Origin of the sequence: Paenibacillus sp. BGI2013, assembly GCF_002843485.1 — a bacterium.
Lineage (GTDB): Bacteria > Bacillota > Bacilli > Paenibacillales > Paenibacillaceae > Paenibacillus > Paenibacillus amylolyticus.
Map to the genome: position 1 here is coordinate 303,573 of NZ_PJFA01000007.1, position 20,893 is coordinate 324,465.

The following is a 20,893-nucleotide window of genomic DNA, read 5'->3' on the forward strand; positions in this document are numbered from 1 at the left end:
AAGGCTATACTACCAAGTATTAGCATGATCTCATATGAGAATAGCGACAAAATAGGAGGATGTGAAGACATGGAATTTGGTATGGTCATCATGTTGATTCAGTTATTTTTTGGAGTGGTGATTGGTTTGTATTTCTGGAACCTGCTGCGTGGCCAGAAAACAAACCGCAGTGCCGTTGAGCGTGAATCTCGCAAGGAACTGGAGAAGCTGCGCAAGCTGCGTTCGATCTCACTCACCAAGCCGCTGTCGGAGAAGACGCGTCCAGCTACCATTAACGATATTGTTGGGCAAAAAGACGGGCTGCGTGCCCTTAAAGCTGCTTTGTGCAGTGCGAATCCGCAACATGTTATCATTTATGGCCCACCCGGAGTCGGGAAGACAGCTGCCGCAAGGGTCGTTTTGGAAGAAGCTAAGAAGAATCCAACATCGCCTTTCAAGCCAGACGCCAAATTCACGGAGCTGGATGCAACAACAGCCCGTTTTGATGAACGTGGTATTGCGGACCCCTTAATTGGTTCGGTTCATGATCCGATATATCAGGGAGCAGGAGCCATGGGTGTTGCAGGTATTCCCCAACCTAAACCGGGCGCTGTCACGAAAGCGCATGGGGGAATGCTTTTTATTGATGAGATTGGTGAATTACATTCGATTCAGATGAATAAGCTGTTGAAAGTGTTGGAGGATCGCAAGGTGTTTTTGGAGAGTGCGTACTATAACTCGGAAGACACGCATACTCCTGCTTATATCCACGATATTTTTCAAAATGGCCTGCCGGCCGATTTCCGCCTTGTTGGAGCAACGACACGTTCGCCTCATGAACTGCCACCAGCTCTGCGTTCCCGCTGCATGGAAGTTTATTTCCGTCCTCTGTTGCCTGAGGAGATTGGGCGAATTGCAGAGGATGCTGTTCAGAAAATAGGGTTCAGTCCATGTCCGGATGCCGTTGATGTGGTCAAGCGATATGCAACCAATGGACGTGAAGCGGTCAATATCATCCAGCTGGCTGCTGGACTTGCGCTGACAGAGAAGCGTGAGACGCTTCAGGCGTCTGATGTGGAGTGGGTGGCGGGTAGCAGCCAGATTCAGCCACGACCTGATCGGAAGGTCCCTACACAGCCGCAGGTGGGTTTTGTTAACGGCTTGGCGGTATACGGACCGAATATGGGAACCATTTTGGAGATCGAAGTGTCTGCTGTTCCGGCTCTTAAAGATCAAGGCCGAATCAACATTACAGGCGTTGTGGATGAAGAAGAGATTGGAGGCGGTTCGCGTACACTCCGGCGAAAAAGTATGGCCAAAGGCTCGGTTGAAAATGTGTTAACCGTATTAAAAGCCATGGGTATTCGTCCGAATGATTACGATTTACACGTGAATTTCCCAGGTGGGACGCCTATTGACGGTCCATCCGCCGGGATCGCCATGGCGACTGCCATTACATCAGCCATTCAGAGGCGTCCTGTGGATCATGAGACAGCGATGACTGGCGAGATCAGTATTCATGGTCGGGTTAAGCCTATCGGTGGCGTGCTAGCCAAGGTGGAGGCTGCCTTTCAGGCAGGAGCGAAGACCGTTATTATTCCTGCGGAGAACTGGCAGTCCATTTTTGAGAATCTGGATGGCTTGCGCGTTATCCCGGTAGATACGGTACAGGACGTATTCCGTGAAGTGTTCGCCTGGGTCCCGGAATCACAACAGATGGAACAAACGAAGCTTGCAGAGGAGACAGTTGCACCTGCACCGGAGATTTTTCCGCCGGCATCCGCTTCCTATTTGCGTGCGGACGTGCCTCGTCCAGGACAGGTTACAGATTCGGGAAGCTGCTAAGCGCTTCCCTTCATTGGTTTTTTATGTGAACATTTGATAGAATAATGAATGACTACAACCTGAGAGCCATTGGAGGTGCGAAAGCGATGGGACCGAGCAAAGCGAAAGGTCGTCGTTTTCCTTTACTGCCTTTAAGAGGACTTCTCGTCTACCCGAGTATGGTACTGCATCTCGATGTGGGCCGGGAGAAATCGGTCAAGGCTTTAGAAAAAGCGATGGTAGAAGAACATCTGATTCTCCTATGTTCCCAAGCCGAAGTAAATATTGAAGAACCAACACAAGAGGACATTTTCAGAATCGGAACCGTGGCCAAGGTCAGACAGATGCTGAAGCTTCCGAACGGTACGATTCGTGTACTCGTTGAAGGCTTGGAACGGGCTGAAATTATTGAATATACGGACAACGAGGAATATTATGAAGTACTGGCTAAAGAGCTGCCTGAAGAGGAGAATACCCATCCGGAGACGGATGCCTTGATGCGTACCGTTCTGAACCAGTTCGAGAATTATATTAATCTGTCCAAAAAAGTGACACCAGAGACACTCGCAGCGGTGTCTGACATCGAAGAACCAGGGCGTCTGGCCGATGTCATCACGAGTCACCTGTCCTTGAAGATCAAGGATAAACAGGAAATTCTGGAGACCATCGACGTTCGGGAACGTCTGGAGAAATTGCTGGATATCCTGAACAATGAGCGCGAAGTGCTGGAGCTTGAACGCAAGATCAGCCAACGTGTGAAGAAACAGATGGAGAAAACGCAGAAGGAATATTATTTGCGCGAGCAGATGAAAGCGATCCAGAAAGAACTGGGTGAAAAAGAAGGCCGTGCGGGTGAGGTCGAGGAACTTCGCACTCAGATGGAAGAACTCGGCTTGCCGGACAAGGTGAAAGAAAAGGTCGAGAAAGAAATTGATCGACTGGAGAAAATGCCTGCAAGTTCAGCCGAGGGCGGAGTCATTCGCAACTACGTGGATTGGCTGCTTGGCCTTCCTTGGAGTCAGATGACAGCGGATGATCTGGATATCCAAAAAGCCGAAGATGTGCTCAATGCAGATCATTACGGACTGGAAAAGCCGAAAGAACGTGTGCTTGAATATCTGGCTGTCCAGAAGCTCGTCAAGAAGCTCAAAGGGCCAATTCTCTGTCTGGTTGGACCTCCAGGGGTCGGTAAAACATCACTTGCTCGTTCGATCGCCAGATCGCTAGGTCGGGAGTTTGTAAGAATATCTCTTGGCGGCGTGCGGGATGAAGCCGAGATTCGTGGTCACCGACGAACCTATGTAGGGGCTATGCCTGGGCGTATCATCCAAGGGATGAAAACGGCAGGTTCACTCAATCCGGTATTCCTGCTGGACGAGATTGATAAGATGGCTTCAGACTTCCGCGGAGATCCTTCCGCAGCGTTACTTGAGGTACTTGATCCGGAACAAAATAATACGTTTAGTGATCATTTTGTAGAATTGCCGTTTGACTTATCCAACGTTATGTTTATAACAACTGCCAACACGGTACACAATATTCCGCGTCCATTGCTGGATCGGATGGAAATGCTCAACATCCCTGGTTATACGGAACTGGAGAAGCAACAAATTGCGAAAAACTATTTGTTGCCCAAACAGAAGCAGGACCATGGTTTGGAAGAAGAGCAATTGGAAATCCCGGATGACGCGTTGTTGCGTGTAATTCGTGAATATACACGGGAGTCAGGTGTGCGTAATCTGGAACAGCAGATGGCTTCGTTGTGCCGGAAAGCTGCCAAGAACATCGTATCGGGTGTGGAAGGTCAGATTAACATCTCATCCGATGAGATCAAAGACTACCTTGGACCTGGCAAGTTCCGTTATGGTATGGCCGAACTGGAAGATCAGATTGGTACCGTAACGGGTCTGGCGTGGACTGAAGTGGGTGGAGATACCCTTATCATTGAAGTGACTGTTGTGCCTGGAACAGGTAAATTGACTCTCACAGGTAAACTGGGGGATGTCATGAAGGAATCGGCACAAGCCGCATTCAGTTACACCCGTTCCAAAGCTACACAGCTTGGAATTTCGCCTGACTTCCATGAGAAGAACGATATCCATATCCACGTTCCGGAAGGAGCGATTCCGAAGGATGGTCCATCTGCCGGGATTACGATGGCAACAGCGTTAATCTCAGCCTTGACGAACAAACATGTGTCCAAGGATATCGCGATGACTGGTGAAATAACACTGCGTGGACGTGTGTTGCCGATTGGTGGTCTGAAAGAGAAATCACTGGCAGCCCATCGTGCCGGCTATAAAAAAATATTATTGCCTAAGGATAACGAACGGGACCTGCGTGACATTCCAGACAGCATCAAGGAAGATGTGGAGTTTGTCCCTGTAGCCCATATGGATCAGGTATTGCAGCATGCACTTGTTGAGCAGACAGGAATTCACCTGTAATCCACGTATCCGAAAGGTTCGTATGAAGATTAGACCGTTCTGCGGAGGCTTCGGCGTCCGCTGGAACGGTTTTTTTGGTATGATAGAACAATCCATGGCATAATACCTTCAACAGGTGATGCATAGCACAGGTTTTCAAGAGAGGAAAGATACAATATGAAAGTAAATCAATCTGAATTTATTATCAGTGCCGTTCGGCCTGAACAATACCCCGAGGACGGTCTGCCAGAGATTGCTTTGGCGGGACGCTCCAATGTGGGGAAATCTTCCCTGATCAACCGTTTGATCAATCGTAAAAATTTAGCTCGGACGAGCTCAACACCGGGTAAGACACAGCAACTCAACTATTATAAAATTAATCAGGATCTCTACTTCGTCGATTTCCCGGGATATGGCTACGCTAAAGTTTCCAAAGAGCAACGCTTTGCCTGGGGTAAAATGATGGAGAAATACTTGTTGGGACGCGAGGAATTGAAACTGGTCATGCAGATGGTTGATATGAGACATGAACCGTCCAAAGAGGACAAGATGATGAACGAATGGCTTCGTCATAATGGACTGCCTTTGGTTGTTGTAGCAACCAAGATGGACAAGATTCCAAAAACACGCAGAGCCAAATATATCAAAGTCATTAAGGAATCACTGGGTCTTCGTTCAGGGGATTTGTTTGTGCCGTTTTCATCCGAAGAGGGATTGGGGAAAGAAGAGTTATGGGACATCATTACCCGCCATGCCCGCATAGATAAGTATGCACCAGTGCTGGATGCAGAGGGTGCTTCTGATGAGGAAGAAACCAACGGAATTAACGGATAACCGAGATAGTATACCGTTTTAGTGCAGGAAAGTGAGCATGCTAAATGAATCTTTGATGAGATCCAGATTAATCCGGTTTTTTAAGGAATTTCGTGAGAATTCATCATCTGGGTCTGGAGAAAAATAACGTTAGGGTAGTGTATAATGAGCATAGGTGCATATTGCCAACAGTACCAAAATTACCGGCCATGCCGGCCTGAAGAATTTTGAGATGACTGCTACATGTGCAGGAAGGCAAAACAATCGGGAAAGAATTGAGGGATTTGTATGGCTCAGCGGTTAGCCACAGAGTACGTTAAGGCCACTATGAAATTGTCAGAACCCCAGATGCATCAGTTTTTGCGCATGACAGAAGACGGCAGGCTTCATCACCGGGTTAAGGTGTTGGACAATGGTTGTCAGGAGGTTGTGCTGGGGGATGTAAGTGGAGAAGAAGTGCATTTCCCTTTTGACCGCATAGAAGGGTTTTATATCTGTGAATTATCTTGCCGCCTGGTGAATCTGCATCTGACCAACGTTGTCCGGAAGCTCTTTGTGACTTTTAAGGGTGACGGGGTCGTTCATCGGATCTATAAAGGGTTCACCATGACGTATGTTTATGCTCAAGGCACTGTCCGCAAAATTGTGGAGAAGACCGGGGAGAACACCCGAGTGATCTATGAATACAAAAATACGTTGCTTGAATTGCAACATCTGTTCCAGGCCAGAGATGTAGAACGCGAAATCAACCGTGTGTATGCCGAGATCGATTCACTGCTGGACACTAGAAAAGATGCGACTGCTGATCAGCTCCATCAGATTGATGAGACCCTTGCTCGTCATCAAAAACGGTTGTTTGAGCTTGAAGCTTATTAGCTTAAAATTGTATGTTTATAAACGTATATGTATATAATGAATTCCCTTGTATCTTCCGTGCAGTGGCACTCGCCAATGTGGAGGTTGCAGGGGGATTTTTTGATGTGAGATGGAATATTCCGAATTGGAAATATTTATTTTACAATCTTATGGAAAAGGGTTGATTTCACTCTGATTCAATGTTATTTTTAATCTCGTTGAAAACAATATAGGAACCAGGATTCACTCAGGACATTATATGTTGCGAGAGATTTTTCCCTCGGGAAGTGAATGACGTAGGTCCTAGCGGATGAAATTTTTCAAACATTTTATTCCTAGGAAGGGGGAACCGAAGGATGGAATATTCAACTTTCGGAAGACACGTTGCTGTTGATACTTGGGGTGTCGACTTTAATCTACTGAACAATGCAGAGTATCTGGAAGCCCAAATGGTTGAAGCAGCGGAGGCATGTGGTGCGACAGTGATGTCCGTACAGTCCAAGCAGTTTGATCCACAGGGAGCGACCGTACTTGTACTATTGTCTGAGAGCCATCTCTCCATTCATACGTATCCTGAGAGAGGTTTTGCAGCGATTGATTGTTACACTTGTGGGGAGACTGTAGATCCACAGCTTGCTATTGACTACCTGGTATCCGTATTAAAGCCTGAAAAAACGTATGCAAAGAAGTTGGTACGTGGTTTGGGCGAATTGCAAGTTGAAACACCAGACATGAACAATCAGACTGAACGGGTTTAAATAAAAAGTATATTGCATACACAATGTTCACATATCGGGATGGACACATAACCTCCCAAACTCAAATAGTCATGGAATAATTCCATGGCTATTTGTTTTAATATGCGTATCGTTATGAATATTCATAATCGACACTTTTTAACGCATAACGGTGAACTTTGGTGAGACACTACAATAAATGACAGTGCATATGATGATGAACATGGTGATTTCATAAACATTTCATAAAAATGACCCGGTCATGGCTATGATGTGTGATATAATTAACCTTGTCAATCATAAATGGATAGACATATGCAGTAAGCACTTTGATTGGAAATTTATTAGGCAGGTGAACTTGCAATGCACATCGTTGTCGTTGGTTTGAATTATCGCACGGCGCCTGTAGAGGTTAGGGAACGATTCACATTTGCAGAAAAGGATTTGTCTGAAGCGCTGCAGCAGCTCAAGCTGACCAAGAGTGTATTGGAAGGTGTAATCGTAGCCACATGTAACCGTACCGAGTTGTATGTTGTGGTGGACCGTCTTCACATGTGTGGTTATTTTATTCGAACATTCATGGAACAATGGTTTAACGTACCACGGGAAGAATTTACGCAACACTTATATATATATGAAGATGATCAAGCCATGCGCCATTTGTTCCGCGTCATCTGCGGACTAGATTCCATGGTCATTGGTGAGACTCAGATTCTTGGACAGGTGAAACAGGCTTTTCTTAAAGCGCAAGAAGAGAAATCAACAGGTACCTGGTTTAATATGCTGTTCAAACAGGCAGTTACGCTGGGCAAACGGGCACATTCGGAGACTTCCATCGGGGAGAGCGCCGTATCTGTCAGTTATGCTGCTGTTGAACTCGGTAAGAGGATCTTTGGCATGTTTACAGACAAGAAGGTGCTCATTTTGGGTGCGGGCAAGATGAGTGAACTAACCGTGAAACATCTCTATGCCAACGGGGCATCCGAGGTCATCGTGGCGAATCGTACGCTCGCAAGAGCTGAAGAATTGGCAGCCAAGTTCCGGGGGACACCTTGTACGATGGAACAGGCATTAGATCGACTTAATGAAGTTGATATTGTGATTAGTTCGACTGGAGCTGAACGTTATGTCATGGATGCAGCAGTGGTACGGGAGAGCATGAAGCGTCGTCAATCTCGTCCATTGTTCCTGATTGATATTGCGGTTCCACGCGATATTGATCCGGCGATTGGTGAATTATCCAACGTATTTCTCTATGACATTGATGATCTGGAAGGAATCGTGGAGAGCAATCTGGAGATGCGTAAGGTGGAAGCTGCCAAAATTGAGAGAATGATTGAGCTTGAGATGGAGGATTATTACCATTGGCTCAAAACGTTAGGTGTTCGTCCCGTTATTCGCGCTTTGCAGGAAAAAGGTGTCTCCATTCATGAAGAAACGATGGATAGCCTGTTTAATAAGCTGCCTGAGCTGGATGAACATCAACGTAAAGTCATTCGTCGTTTGACCAAGAGTATTGTGAACCAAATGACGACAGATCCGATTAATCGGATTAAGGAAATGGCAGGCACGAAGCAAGGTGATGAAGCTCTGCGCATGTTTACTCAGATTTTCGCTCTGGAAGATGCAGTAGAGATGGCCGCTGAAAAAGTGAGTCAGAGTGATGCTACAGCTCTGGCGAAACCAGCCGCTCACCTTAACGAAAACCGGCAAGACCCCGTGCCGGCTTATGCTCCGGCAGGCGTATAAGGCGGGTGGGCAGCTTGACCCTTGCTGAACAAGTTTATGAAGCTCTAATCTATATGTATGCCCTGAGCCTACTGTTCTATTTCTCGGACTGCATTCGACGCAATGCGGGGGCGAAGCGGACAGGCACAGGGTTTCTTGTCGTTGTTTGGGGACTGCAGGTAACGCATGTCATATTGCGCATGTGGACTGAAGGCCATTTCCCCATCTATACCACCTTTGATTTTTTGTTTATATTTTCATTCAGTATTGTGCTGATGTCTCTCGTCATGACTCGCATCCAGCGTTCCGAATTTGTGATTTTGTTGCTGAATGTTGTAGGTTTTTCCGTTACGGTATTAAACCGACTGTGGTTTACGGCCGGAGAGATATCACTGCATAACTGGCAAACGGTACATGGATTACTCATTATGCATATTACCTTGGCGAATCTTGGTTTTGCGGCGTTAACCGTTGCTACGGTATTTGCCATGTTATATCTGTTCCTGCACCGTAAGTTGAAGAAAAAAAAGTGGAATGATACGATGCGACGGATGCCAAGCCTGGAAGTGATCGGCAAATACATGGATGGTGCTAATTTCATAGGTACACCGCTCCTTGGCGTTTCTGTGATGCTTGCCGTATTATCCATTGTGGCTGAAAGACGCTGGATTCTACTCTTGGATCTCAAAGTTATTGCGACAGGTCTTGCTATAGCCATCTATGTGGGGTACTTCGTATCCAAGAGAAGGAAACAGTTCTCTACAATTATCATGGCAAGATGGACACTGATTGGGTACGGATTTGTCATTATAAGTTTTTTATCCAATGCGTATTCAGCGTTTCATCGTTGGACGGGAGAGTGAAGGGGATGGACCGTTACACGCCGATATTTGTGTATACTTCAGGCAAAAAGTGCTGCGTGGTTGGTGGTGGACGTGTTGCCGAACGTAAAATTAAGGGATTGTTGCATGCTGAGGCACAGATTACGGTCATTAGTCCGGAGCTTACTCCCGTATTAAAACAACTGCATCATGAATCCCGAATTCAATGGATAGACCGGTCCTACCGCAATGGAGATTTGCGGGGGGCCTTTCTCGTATATGCAGCGACTGACCGTTCAGAGGTCAATTCAACTGTGGTTCGGGATGCTGAGGCTGCGGGCATACTGGTGAATAACGCGATGTCTTCGGAGCACAGCAGCTTTATTACACCAAGCGTGGTAAGGCGTGGGAGATTAAGTATAGCCATATCCACAGCAGGAGCGGGACCGGCAGCAGCTGCGGAGATACGTGCCACACTCGAACGACAGTTCGGTGATGAGTATGAGACGTACCTTGAGTTTTTGCACCAGATGAGGACTGAGGTGAAGTCACGCGTATCTTCTTCAAGTCTCAGAAGTACGTTGCTTCGGCAATTAACTGAAATGCACATATTAGAAGATATTCGTACAGGCCATTTTCGGTGGTGGACCGAAGAAGAAATCGGGGACTGGATATCCCGTAATGAGGAGGATGTGTAGATATGCGTACAATTAAAGTTGGAAGTAGACAGAGCGCGCTTGCGCTAACCCAGACAGGCCATGTCATTCAGGATTTACGCGATATTTGTGAGCGGGAAGGATTAGCTTTTGACTTTGAAGTACATAAGATTGTTACCAAGGGAGATCTCATTCTGGATGTAACGTTGTCAAAAGTGGGCGGCAAAGGTCTGTTTGTCAAAGAGATTGAACAGGCGATGCTTGATCGTACGATTGATATGGCTGTGCATAGCATGAAAGATATGCCTTCCGAGTTACCCGAAGGATTAATCAATGGTGCTATTCCTCGTCGTGCAGATCCACGGGATGCGCTGATCTCCAATGGTGGACTTACTCTGGATCAACTGCCAGAAGGAGCTAGAGTCGGAACAAGCAGTCTGCGCCGGTCGAGTCAATTAAAGGCCTATCGTCCAGATTTGCAATTGGAATCGATTCGCGGCAATATTGATTCCCGTTTGCGGAAGCTGGAGACCGAAGGATTCGATGCGATTATTCTGGCAGCTGCAGGATTGTACCGTATGGGCTGGGAAGACCGGATCACAGAGTACCTGACGGAAACAGCTTGCCTTCCGGCAGTGGGTCAAGGCGCGCTTGGTATCGAATGTCGTGAAGACGATGAGGAACTATTGCACTTGCTACAGCTGTATAACGATCCCGAGACAGCATTTCCTGTACAGGCGGAACGCCGTTTTCTCAGTGTATTGAATGGGGGCTGTCAGGTTCCGATCGGTGCTCATGCGGTGTGGGTGCCTCAGCAAGATGCAGATTCCCTGAATGGTGAAAACACGTTACAATTAACAGGTATGGTCGGCACGCCGGATGGTGGACTGATTCTTAAGGAAGCTATGATCGGCAAGGACCCGGTTCGTCTGGGTGAAGAAGTGGCGTGGAGATTGATCGAACGGGGAGCAGAGCAGATACTGGCAGAAGTTAGGGGATGAAGACATGGTGGGAAAGGTCTTTTTGGTAGGGGCAGGTCCTGGGGATGCAAAGCTGATTACGGTAAAAGGGTGGGAATCCATCGGGAAAGCCGATGCTGTAGTCTATGATCGTTTGGCAAGTCCGAGATTGTTGAAACAAATGAAACCCGGCGCAGTCAAGATTTACGTGGGCAAGCGCCCGGATCGGCATACGATGAAACAGGAAGAGATCAATCAACTGTTGGTTGATCTGGCTCTTGAAGGCAAGGTTGTGGTTCGGCTTAAGGGCGGCGATCCAACTATCTTTGGACGTGTGGGCGAAGAGGCGGGTTTGCTGCACAAAAACGGAATTCCGTTTGAGATTGTACCTGGGGTTACCGCTGCAATAAGTGTACCTGCGTATGCTGGAATTCCTGTGACTCACCGTGACTATGCATCTTCCATCTCTATTATTACGGGGCACGAGAGTCCGGACAAGCTTGATCGCAGTATCCATTGGGATAAAGTGACGAATGCAACGGGCACACTTGTATTTATGATGGGGGTTGCCAAAATTGGATATATCAGCGAACAATTGATTCGTCATGGTCGTCCAGCGCAAACACCGGTAGCTCTGATTCGTTGGGGAACACGAGCGGAACAGGATACCCTTACAGGTACCCTTGAAGATATAGAAGCGAAAGTGATCGCAGCCAATTTCCAACCACCAGCTGTTATTGTGGTGGGAGATGTCGTCAATCAGCGGGAACAATTGAAATGGGCAGAAGCGCTGCCGCTATTTGGCAAACGAATTCTGGTAACCCGTGCTCGCAGTCAGGCGAGTGAACTGGTGAATCGCATTGAGGAACTCGGCGGCGAACCGTATGAGTTTCCGGTTATTGAGACGGTCATGCCATCCAGTGAATCTGCCAAGCAAAGTGTCAAAGACGCCTTCAGTGCTTTAAATACCTATGACTGGGTGTTTTTCACAAGTGTGAACGGCGTGGAGTTTTTCTTCCGCCATCTGGAACAGGAAGGCAAGGATATTCGCTCGGTTCATCAAGCGAGAATTACTGCCGTAGGACCTTCCACAGCGGACGCTTTGCGCAAACATGGCATCGTAGCTGAAGTTGTCAAAGGTCCTTTCCAGGCCGAAGGCATGCTTGAGGCTTTTGAAAGCGAATTGAAGGAAGGTCAGAGAGTATTGCTTCCGCACGGTGATCTGGCACGTACGTGGTTACGTGATCAGTTGAGAGAACGAGGACTTCAGGTAACCGAAGCCATCACCTACGATACGATCCTTGCTGGTGAGGATGATGACGAACTGCTCAAGCTACTTGAAGAAGGTGGAATTCATGCGGTGACCTTTACAAGTTCATCGACGGTTACCAACTTCATGAGTATGTTGAAACGTATGGGGTTGCAAGACCCACTGCCTTTATTGAAAGATGTGGAGGTTGCGTGTATCGGGCCTGTTACAGCGAAAACGGCAGAAGCCGCTGGACTAAAGGTTACACTGATGGCAGAGGAAGCAACGATGGATAGCTTGATCACAGTGCTATGCGACTGGAAACGGACAGGCACCAAAGAAGGCGCTCTTCGAAATTAATACACATGTAATCATGTCAACATATGAAGCGTGCTGAATTCGATAGGATACCAGCGCGCTTCCCTTTTTGCTCTATTTAACTTTCAGGGAGGTTTTACACGTATGAGTTTTCCAATTGTACGGCATCGCCGTTTACGTCAATCCACAGGTATTCGCAATATGGTCAGAGAGACCCATCTAACCGTGGATGATTTTATTCAACCAATCTATGTTACGTATGGAGAAAATGTAAAATCTGAAATTAAATCCATGCCTGGCGTATTCCGCTTCTCGCTGGATCGTCTTCAGGAGGAAGTAACGGAAATTGCCGAGCTGGGAATTCCAGCCGTGTTATTGTTTGGTATTCCCGAGACTAAGGACAGTGTGGGTTCATCTGGCTTTGCTGAAGATGGCATTGTGCAGGAAGCGACGAGATTGATCAAATCCTGGTACCCGGAACTGCTGGTTGTTGCGGATACTTGTCTGTGTGAATTCACGGATCACGGTCACTGCGGTATGGTACACACCGTGGAGATTGACGGTCACATCTGCGGAGATGTGTTAAATGACGAATCACTGGATCTACTCGTGCAAACGGCAGTGTCTCAAGCCAAAGCAGGAGCGGACATTATTGCACCATCCAACATGATGGATGGATTTGTACAAGCGATCCGCGCGGGGCTGGATGAGAATGGATTCAGTCACATTCCGATTATGTCTTACTCTGTTAAATATGCATCCGCGTTCTATGGTCCATTCCGTGAAGCTGCGGATTCCACACCACAATTCGGAGACCGCAAGTCATATCAGATGGACCCGGCGAACGCGCGTGAAGCCTTGCGTGAAGCAGAGACGGATGTGCTCGAAGGAGCGGATATGCTAATGGTTAAACCTTCGCTGTCCTATCTTGATGTCATGCGTACGATTAAGGATCAATTTGATCTTCCGCTTGTTGCCTATAATGTAAGTGGCGAGTATGCCATGGTGAAGGCGGCGGCGATTCAAGGCTGGATCGATGAGAAAAAAGTTGCCATGGAAATCCTGCTCAGCATGAAACGCGCAGGTGCAGATATGATCATTACCTACTACGGAAAAGACGCTTCACGCTGGTTGGCTGAGAAATAAAATAAATTACATTGAGGAGGATATTCATGACTGCACAACAAGGTAATCGTCGCAATGATGAGCGCTCACGCAGCGCGTTTGAGGAAGCGAAGCAGTACATACCCGGGGGTGTGAACAGCCCTGTACGCGCATTCAAATCGGTGGGACTTACTCCGATCTATGCAGAACGTGGTGAAGGGTCCAAAATCTACGATATTGATGGCAATGTTTTTATTGACTATGTGGGATCCTGGGGCCCACTCATTATGGGACATGCACACCCTGACGTTGTAGAAGCTTTGCGTGAGACAGCCCTCAAAGGAACAAGCTTTGGTGCGCCTACCTTGCTGGAGACCGAGATGGCAAAACTGGTCTGTGAGCGTGTACCTTCTATCGATATCGTGCGGATGGTTAATTCTGGAACTGAAGCAACGATGAGTGCCATTCGACTGGCACGCGGGGTAACCGGACGCAGTAAAATTCTGAAGTTTGAAGGATCATATCATGGACATGCAGACAGCTTGCTGATCAAGGCTGGCTCAGGTGTTGCAACGCTGGGTCTTCCAGATAGTCCAGGCGTGCCTGAAGGCGTAGCTGTGAATACCATTACGGTGCCTTATAACGATCTGGAGTCCGTGAGACTTGCTTTTGAACGTTATGGTGAAGAACTGGCCGCTGTTATTGTGGAGCCTGTGGCAGGTAACATGGGGGTTGTTCCTCCGGCTTCCGGTTTCCTTGAAGGGCTGCGCAGTTTGACGACCCAATATGGCAGCCTGCTTATTTTTGACGAAGTCATGACCGGTTTCCGCGTAGGGTTGAACTGTGCTCAGGGACGGTATGGGGTTACACCTGACCTGACTTGTCTGGGTAAAGTTATCGGTGGCGGCCTCCCGGTTGGCGCTTATGGTGGTCGTCGGGATCTGATGGAACAGATTGCTCCAACAGGACCAATCTATCAGGCAGGTACATTGAGCGGGAATCCGCTGGCTATGGCAGCAGGGTATACAACGCTCAAATTGTTAACACCAGAGGTCTATGACCGTCTGGAGACATTGTCTGCACGTCTGCAAGCCGGATTCGAGAAAAATGCAGCTGAGACGGGTATTGCGATAACCATTAACCGTGTGGGTTCCATGGTTTGTCCATTCTTCAGTGCCGTTCCAGTAACCAATTATGATATTGCCAAAGAAAGCAATCTGGATCAATTCCGTCGTTATTTTGCGGCCATGATTGATCAAGGTGTGAGTGTTGCGCCTTCGCAATACGAAGGTATGTTTGTCTCTGGTGTGCACACGGAGCAGGATATTGACGATACGATTGAGGCGAATCGTAAAGCTCTTCAATCGCTATGACAATCAAAAGTTGGAAACGCCGCGGGGAATGGCTTGAGCTGATGCCAGGGAAAGCCGTAACAGGCAGCTCGGACAAACCGATGGCTGCAGAGCAATGGTTATTGTCTGAGCTTCAGTTTCCGGAGAAACTGCTCCGTCAGCTAAAAGCAAACCAAGGAATACAACTTGCAGGGGACCGGCTTCGGCTGGCCCTTTTTGCGTCCCAGCCAATCGATGTTGAGCCACGCTGGGCTGATGTGGATGTATTATATGAGGATGATTTCTGTCTGGTTATGCACAAACCTGCAGGCATGAAACTGCATCCAGATGGAAGCCGTACCGATCAGGCGATCACGCTGGATCATGTGGTTGCCTCTTATTATGAAATGAACGGAATACAGGCGAGCGTACGCCATGTTCATCGACTGGATGAGGATACAACGGGACCTGTCCTATATGCCAAAAATGCTTTTGCCCTCGCCAAACTGGATGAAGCGATGCGTCGTAAAGAGATTGGTCGCCATTATGTAGCTATTGCAGGTGGACAAATTCCCCTTGAACTCCACAAAATTGATGCTCCGATTGGCAAGGATAGACATCACAAGCAGCGCAGACGTGTCTCGGAAGGTGGACAGGAAGCTGTTACTCATGTGGAGACCGTCGAAGTGTGGGAAAGAGCAACCCTTGTACGATTAAAGCTGGATACAGGACGAACACACCAAATTCGTGTACACCTGAGTTACGCGGGACACCCGCTCATTGGTGATTCGTTGTATGGTGGTAGAGCGGATGCCATTGGGCGACAAGCACTTCATGGAGAGATGCTTAAGTTTAGTCATCCGTTAACCGGAGCGATGATTGAAGTGAACGACCGTTGGCCATCCGACTTCACACAATTGGCAGAGCGAGAGGGGTCTTACTAGTACACTATATAAGTTCGACTAACTATTTACACGAAAACGGAAAGGACAGAAACAACCAGAAGAAGTAAAGCGTTCGCCTAAAAGCTTTCTGAAAGAAAGCTACTTCGGAAGCATAAGCTATCCCCGGTTTTTCCCTTTGAAGAAGGGAATCAAAAAAAATCTGGGGATAACAGTGATCGGAAGGTTGTTCTGTCATTGGAGTGACAGTGTAAATAACCATGAGTTGAACATATATAGCAAGGTTTTTCAAAAGGTGGCATGCTCCTCTCATTCAAGGCATATAGATGGGGTAACGAAGGATTTGGACCATGGATCAGTCCCATGAGAAGGATCATGGTGAACATATGCCGAAAGGAGGACGCCACCTTTGTTGAATCAACCTTATGGTTTGCGGTTCGATATTTATGAGCGCGTTCATTTGTCTGAGGGAGTCCCTGCGATTGAGGAACTGGAGGAGATTGAACTATACCCGCGCATTCAAGTCATAGGGCAGGATGATCATGCCACGTTAAGAGGACATCTTTTACTTACAGGTGCGTACAGAGGAGAGAATGAGGCTTCAGAGGAGCTCAAACATTTCATTCCCGTGGAGATCACAGTGCCGCTGAACCGGGTCAGATCGATTGAGGATATTTCCATCGAGATCGAAAATTTTGACGTGGATCTGTTATCCAATCGCAGTCTGAACATTACAGGCGTGTTGTCGCTACGAGGTATCGAAGGTTTTCCTGTTGAAGAGCCACAAGTGTGGTCAGCAGATGAGTTTACAGTTGTTCATTCACCTGATGCTCAGCAATCCAACCGTTCCGATGAATCAGCACAGGCAGGTAGCGATCCCAACACATTTGCACAAGAGTACCTGCTCCAGCGGAGTGAGGAAGAGAGACTTACGAATGCAGCAGAACTTGCATATGGTGCTCCGGAATTCGCTGACCTGTCCACACGGGAAGAGACATTAAGGAATAGCGAAGAATGGCAGCAGGATTATGCGAATGCGTCATCCGCAGGGCCACTTCAATCTGAGGAGCTAAGTGCGGAGTACGTTAACGAAAACAGACAACCTGATGCAAATGAAGATCCCGCATCTCTGACAGCGAATGGAGATGAATTGGCATCTCATGAGCAATACAGCGAACCTTCTCCGATCTCGTCATTTATGGCTGAGACCGCAGATCGATTAGCTTCTTACCCTGAGTCGGAACCATTGTTGCCTCTGGAAGATGAGTCTTCGGGTTGGTCCGAGCCTTCCGTGGATGCATTGCCTGCGAACTCGAGAAGTGCAGATCAAGCAGTCTCAGAGCCTACTGCTCAATCATCTAATGAGTTGGCAGCACAGGATGTACCGGACGCACCAGAGGTATGGCACTTCGAATCAGCGAGATCTGTACCTCAGCAGGAGAATCAGGCAGTTGCCGATGTCCCGGTTGAATCACAGGCGGAGAACTGGCAAGGTGTATTTGCTTCGTCCGAACCAGGCAACGCTGAGGAAGATCGACCGTCTTTTGAAGCGACTGGGGTAGACGAGTTCGTACAGAACGAAGCATTTGTTCCTGAACCTGTGGCTGAGACGGAAGACAAGCCGGAGCTGAAGGTTGCTTTTGGCAGCAAAAAAGAATCCGCACCACGGCAAGAAGAGGGCGTAGGTATCTCTTCCTTGTTATCCTCCGGTAGAGCGGCACGCGATGCTGAAGTGGAGCGAGGCGATGAGGTTCCTGCGGGTGTAGTACAGGAAGAAACGTATCCAGCGGATGATGTGGAATGGAAGAACCTGTTCCTGGGAACGATCGTGGACCAGACCCCATTCCGCAAGGTGAAACTGTGCATTGTTCAGCGAGAAGATACACTGGATGCCATTGCAGATCGATATCAATTGAGCACGAGGGAACTTCAGTTGTATAACCGATTATCTGAGCAGGTTGTGGAAGAAGGTCAGATATTGTACATCCCTTAATCCGTAGTTAAAGCCTTCGTTACGACCCGTGATCCCCTTGAGGATTGCGGGTTTTTGCATAATTCGTCCTAAACCTGCATTCTAGCGCTCTTTATCCGCTGTTGTCAGGTTGACTATCGCGCACGAGCAAGGTATGATGTGTGTAGGTTTTTTGAAGAACAACGTGGAACGGGAGTAGTAGACAGTATGACCTTTCAGAGAGTGGAATTGCAGCGCTGTGAGATTCCGCAGGAACCAACTGATCGAAGTCGCCCGGGAGTTGCCTGTTTGAATACAAGGGATGAATGAGATTTATCGTCATTTATTACTGAGGTAGGATGGGCCGGTAGCAGCCGTTATCTGCTTGAAGTGTCACGTCATGTACAGAGGGTGAAGTCTATCTTGCTGTAGGCGTGAAACAAAGGTGGTACCGCGAAAGCTAACCTTTCGTCCTTTGATGGATGAAAGGTTTTTTTGTTTTTTTGGCGAAGATGATGAAGTAACGGAGGAATGACATATGTCTGAGGAAAAAAAATCAGCTGCAACAGAAATGCCGACCACTTACGATCCTAAGGCGGCAGAGGATAAATGGTACTCCACCTGGATGGAACGTGGATATTTCAAAGCCGGTCAACGTAAAGATGCCGAGCCGTATACGATTGTAATTCCACCCCCAAATGTGACCGGGATGCTGCACATTGGGCATGCGCTTGATTTTACACTGCAGGATATTCTGATCCGCACCAAACGGATGCAAGGTTATGACGCACTGTGGCTTCCGGGTTCCGACCATGCAGGTATTGCTACCCAAACCAAAGTGGAGCAGAAGCTGCGTGAAGAAGGTCTGACTCGTTATGATCTGGGACGTGAGAAGTTTCTGGAGAAGGTATGGGACTGGAAAGATCAATATGCCACTACCATTCGTCAGCAATGGGGCAAAATGGGATTGTCGCTTGATTACTCACGTGAACGTTTTACGCTGGATGAAGGTCTGTCCCAAGCGGTTCGTAAAGTATTTGTTCAACTGTATGAAAAAGGCCTTATTTACCGAGGCAAACGTATCATTAACTGGGACCCGGTGAACCGGACAGCTCTGTCCGACATTGAGGTTGAATATAAAGAGGTTCAGGGTCACCTGTACCATCTGCGGTACCCGCTCAAAGACGGAAGTGGCTACGTTACAGTGGCAACAACGCGTCCTGAAACGATGCTGGGTGATACAGCGGTTGCTGTTCATCCGAAGGATGAGCGTTATGCAGATATGATTGGTAAAGTACTTGTACTGCCTATCATTGGACGCGAAATTCCAATTATCGCTGATGATTATGTGGATAAAGAGTTTGGAAGTGGTGCAGTTAAAATCACGCCTGCGCATGATCCAAATGACTTTGAAGTAGGTCTTCGTCATGATCTGCCTCAGATTACGGTAATGGATGAGAGCGGCACTATGAATGCTGAGGCAGGCAAGTATCAGGGACTGGATCGCAGTGACTGCCGCAAGCAGATTGTTGCTGACTTGAAAGAGCAGGGCGTATTGATCAACATTGAGGATCACACGCATCAGGTTGGACACAGTGAACGTACCGGAGCTGTTGTTGAGCCGTATCTGTCTACACAGTGGTTCGTTGAGATGAAGCCACTTGCAGAGAGAGCGATCAAGAAACAACAGAGCGGCGAAGGGGTTAATTTTGTTCCAGATCGTTTTGAGAAAACCTATCTGAACTGGATCGAGAACGTTCGTGACTGGTGTATTTCCCGTCAACTGTGGTGGGGACATCGTATTCCTGCCTGGTATGATGAAGAAACGGGTGAAATCATCGTATCTGCTGAAGATCCAACAACGCTGCCAGAGTATGCTGGGCGCAAGCTCAGACAGGACGAAGACGTACTCGATACTTGGTTTAGCTCCGGCTTATGGCCATTCTCCACACTAGGCTGGCCGGAAGATACGGAAGACCTGAAACGTTATTATCCGACAAGTGTACTTGTGACAGGGTATGACATCATATATTTCTGGGTTGCACGTATGATTTTCACTGCATTGGAATTCACCGATGAGATTCCGTTCAAGGATGTGCTGATGCATGGTCTTGTTCGTGATGCAGATGGACGCAAAATGTCCAAATCACTGGGCAACGGTGTAGATCCGCTGGATGTGATTGAGAAATACGGCGCAGATGCAATGCGTTACATGATCTCAACCAGCAGCACGCCAGGTCAGGATCTCCGTTTCCGTTGGGAACGGGTGGAACAGGCTCGTAATTTCGCCAACAAGATCTGGAATGCTTCGCGCTTTGCATTGATGAATCTGGAAGGATTCACCTATGAGGAACGTGACATCAGCGGAGAGCTTGGTACAGCGGATTATTGGATTTTGCACCGTCTTAACGAAACTTCCCGCGATATTACGCGTCTAATCGAAGCGTATGAATTTGGGGAAACGGGTCGTGTGTTATATAACTTTATCTGGGATGACCTGTGTGACTGGTACATCGAGTTTGCTAAGCTGTCCTTCTATGGGGAAGATCCGGTTGCCAAGAAGAAAACGCAATCCGTGCTTGCTTATGTGCTGGATCAGACCATGCGCCTGATTCATCCGTTTATGCCATACATCTCGGAAGAGATCTGGCAGCATCTGCCGCATGAAGGTGAGACGATTACGCTGGCATCATGGCCGGTATATGATCCTGCTCTTGAGAACCCAGAGGCTGTTGCCGAGATGAACCTGCTCATGGATACCATTCGTGCAGTTCGAAACATTCGTGCAGAAGTTAACGTGCCGATGAGCAAAAAGATCGAGTTGATGGTCAAAGCAAACAGTCCTGAGACGTCCAGCATCATTGAGCGTAACAGTCACTACATCAAACGTTTCTGTAATACGTCCGAGTTCGATAGTGGGCTGGATTTAAACTCACCGGATAAGGCAATGACTGCGATCATTACGGGGGCAGAACTATACTTGCCGCTCGCAGGTCTTATTGATATCGAGCAGGAAGTGGCACGTTTGGAGAAAGAGTTGGAGAACCTTGAGGGCGAAGTTCTCCGTGTAGAGAAAAAGCTGGCGAACCAAGGCTTTGTAGCCAAAGCTCCTGCCAAAGTTATTGAGGAAGAGCGCGCCAAGCAAGCAGATTATTCCGATAAACGGGATAAAGTGATTGCACGAATCAAGGAACTTAAAGGTTAATATATGTGGGTCGGATGGAGAGCCATTATGCCATC

General features: G+C 47.8%; 15 protein-coding genes and 1 other annotated feature. All 15 genes read left to right on the top strand.

Annotated features, from left to right (window positions below; translation table 11 throughout):
• The first annotated feature begins 69 nt into the window (after nucleotides 1–69).
• Complete coding sequence (gene lonB / locus CXK86_RS19345; protein ID WP_036605888.1) at nucleotides 70–1,824, top strand: ATP-dependent protease LonB; 1,755 nt, start codon at nucleotides 70–72, stop codon at nucleotides 1,822–1,824.
• 86 nt (nucleotides 1,825–1,910) lie between these two features.
• Entirely contained in the window at nucleotides 1,911–4,250 is a 2,340-nt protein-coding gene (gene lon / locus CXK86_RS19350; protein WP_036605889.1) for an endopeptidase La, read from the top strand.
• Nucleotides 4,251–4,406: 156 nt separating this feature from the next.
• The gene (gene yihA, locus CXK86_RS19355) at nucleotides 4,407–5,063 is read left to right on the top strand and encodes a ribosome biogenesis GTP-binding protein YihA/YsxC (RefSeq protein ID WP_036605890.1); all 657 of its coding nucleotides are present in this window, start codon (nucleotides 4,407–4,409) and stop codon (nucleotides 5,061–5,063) included.
• A gap of 267 nt (nucleotides 5,064–5,330) precedes the next feature.
• Nucleotides 5,331–5,918 carry a hypothetical protein gene (locus tag CXK86_RS19360; RefSeq protein WP_036605891.1) on the top strand — a complete coding sequence of 196 codons (588 nt, stop codon included), beginning with the start codon at nucleotides 5,331–5,333 and terminating at the stop codon, nucleotides 5,916–5,918.
• A 335-nt stretch (nucleotides 5,919–6,253) separates the two neighbouring features.
• The gene (gene speD / locus CXK86_RS19365; RefSeq protein ID WP_036673526.1) at nucleotides 6,254–6,655 is read left to right on the top strand and encodes an adenosylmethionine decarboxylase; all 402 of its coding nucleotides are present in this window, start codon (nucleotides 6,254–6,256) and stop codon (nucleotides 6,653–6,655) included.
• A 342-nt stretch (nucleotides 6,656–6,997) separates the two neighbouring features.
• On the top strand, nucleotides 6,998–8,383 hold the full coding sequence (hemA, locus tag CXK86_RS19370) for a glutamyl-tRNA reductase (protein WP_036605893.1): 1,386 nt from the start codon (nucleotides 6,998–7,000) through the stop codon (nucleotides 8,381–8,383).
• Nucleotides 8,384–8,397: 14 nt separating this feature from the next.
• On the top strand, nucleotides 8,398–9,225 hold the full coding sequence (gene ccsA / locus CXK86_RS19375; protein ID WP_036605894.1) for a cytochrome c biogenesis protein CcsA: 828 nt from the start codon (nucleotides 8,398–8,400) through the stop codon (nucleotides 9,223–9,225).
• A gap of 5 nt (nucleotides 9,226–9,230) precedes the next feature.
• A complete protein-coding gene (locus CXK86_RS19380) occupies nucleotides 9,231–9,881 on the top strand; it encodes a precorrin-2 dehydrogenase/sirohydrochlorin ferrochelatase family protein (protein WP_076253318.1) in 651 nt (216 codons plus the stop codon).
• 2 nt (nucleotides 9,882–9,883) lie between these two features.
• Nucleotides 9,884–10,840: a hydroxymethylbilane synthase gene (gene hemC, locus CXK86_RS19385; protein ID WP_036605896.1), complete on the top strand. Its 957-nt coding sequence runs from the start codon at nucleotides 9,884–9,886 to the stop codon at nucleotides 10,838–10,840.
• A 4-nt stretch (nucleotides 10,841–10,844) separates the two neighbouring features.
• A complete protein-coding gene (gene cobA, locus CXK86_RS19390) occupies nucleotides 10,845–12,407 on the top strand; it encodes a uroporphyrinogen-III C-methyltransferase (RefSeq protein ID WP_076253319.1) in 1,563 nt (520 codons plus the stop codon).
• 102 nt (nucleotides 12,408–12,509) lie between these two features.
• Complete coding sequence (hemB, locus tag CXK86_RS19395) at nucleotides 12,510–13,511, top strand: porphobilinogen synthase (protein ID WP_017692601.1); 1,002 nt, start codon at nucleotides 12,510–12,512, stop codon at nucleotides 13,509–13,511.
• 26 nt (nucleotides 13,512–13,537) lie between these two features.
• Nucleotides 13,538–14,842 (top strand): glutamate-1-semialdehyde 2,1-aminomutase, encoded by a 1,305-nt coding sequence (hemL, locus tag CXK86_RS19400; protein ID WP_036605898.1) that lies wholly within the window; start codon nucleotides 13,538–13,540, stop codon nucleotides 14,840–14,842.
• Nucleotides 14,839–15,744: an RluA family pseudouridine synthase gene (locus CXK86_RS19405; RefSeq protein WP_101314283.1), complete on the top strand. Its 906-nt coding sequence runs from the start codon at nucleotides 14,839–14,841 to the stop codon at nucleotides 15,742–15,744. Before hemL ends, CXK86_RS19405 begins: the two co-directional genes overlap by 4 nt.
• A gap of 367 nt (nucleotides 15,745–16,111) precedes the next feature.
• Nucleotides 16,112–17,695, top strand: a complete 1,584-nt coding sequence (locus CXK86_RS19415) for a LysM peptidoglycan-binding domain-containing protein (protein ID WP_076253322.1) — start codon at nucleotides 16,112–16,114, stop codon at nucleotides 17,693–17,695.
• A gap of 155 nt (nucleotides 17,696–17,850) precedes the next feature.
• Nucleotides 17,851–18,132, top strand: a binding site (T-box leader).
• A gap of 59 nt (nucleotides 18,133–18,191) precedes the next feature.
• Nucleotides 18,192–20,858, top strand: a complete 2,667-nt coding sequence (locus tag CXK86_RS19420) for a valine--tRNA ligase (protein ID WP_076253323.1) — start codon at nucleotides 18,192–18,194, stop codon at nucleotides 20,856–20,858.
• Nucleotides 20,859–20,893: the final 35 nt, after the last annotated feature.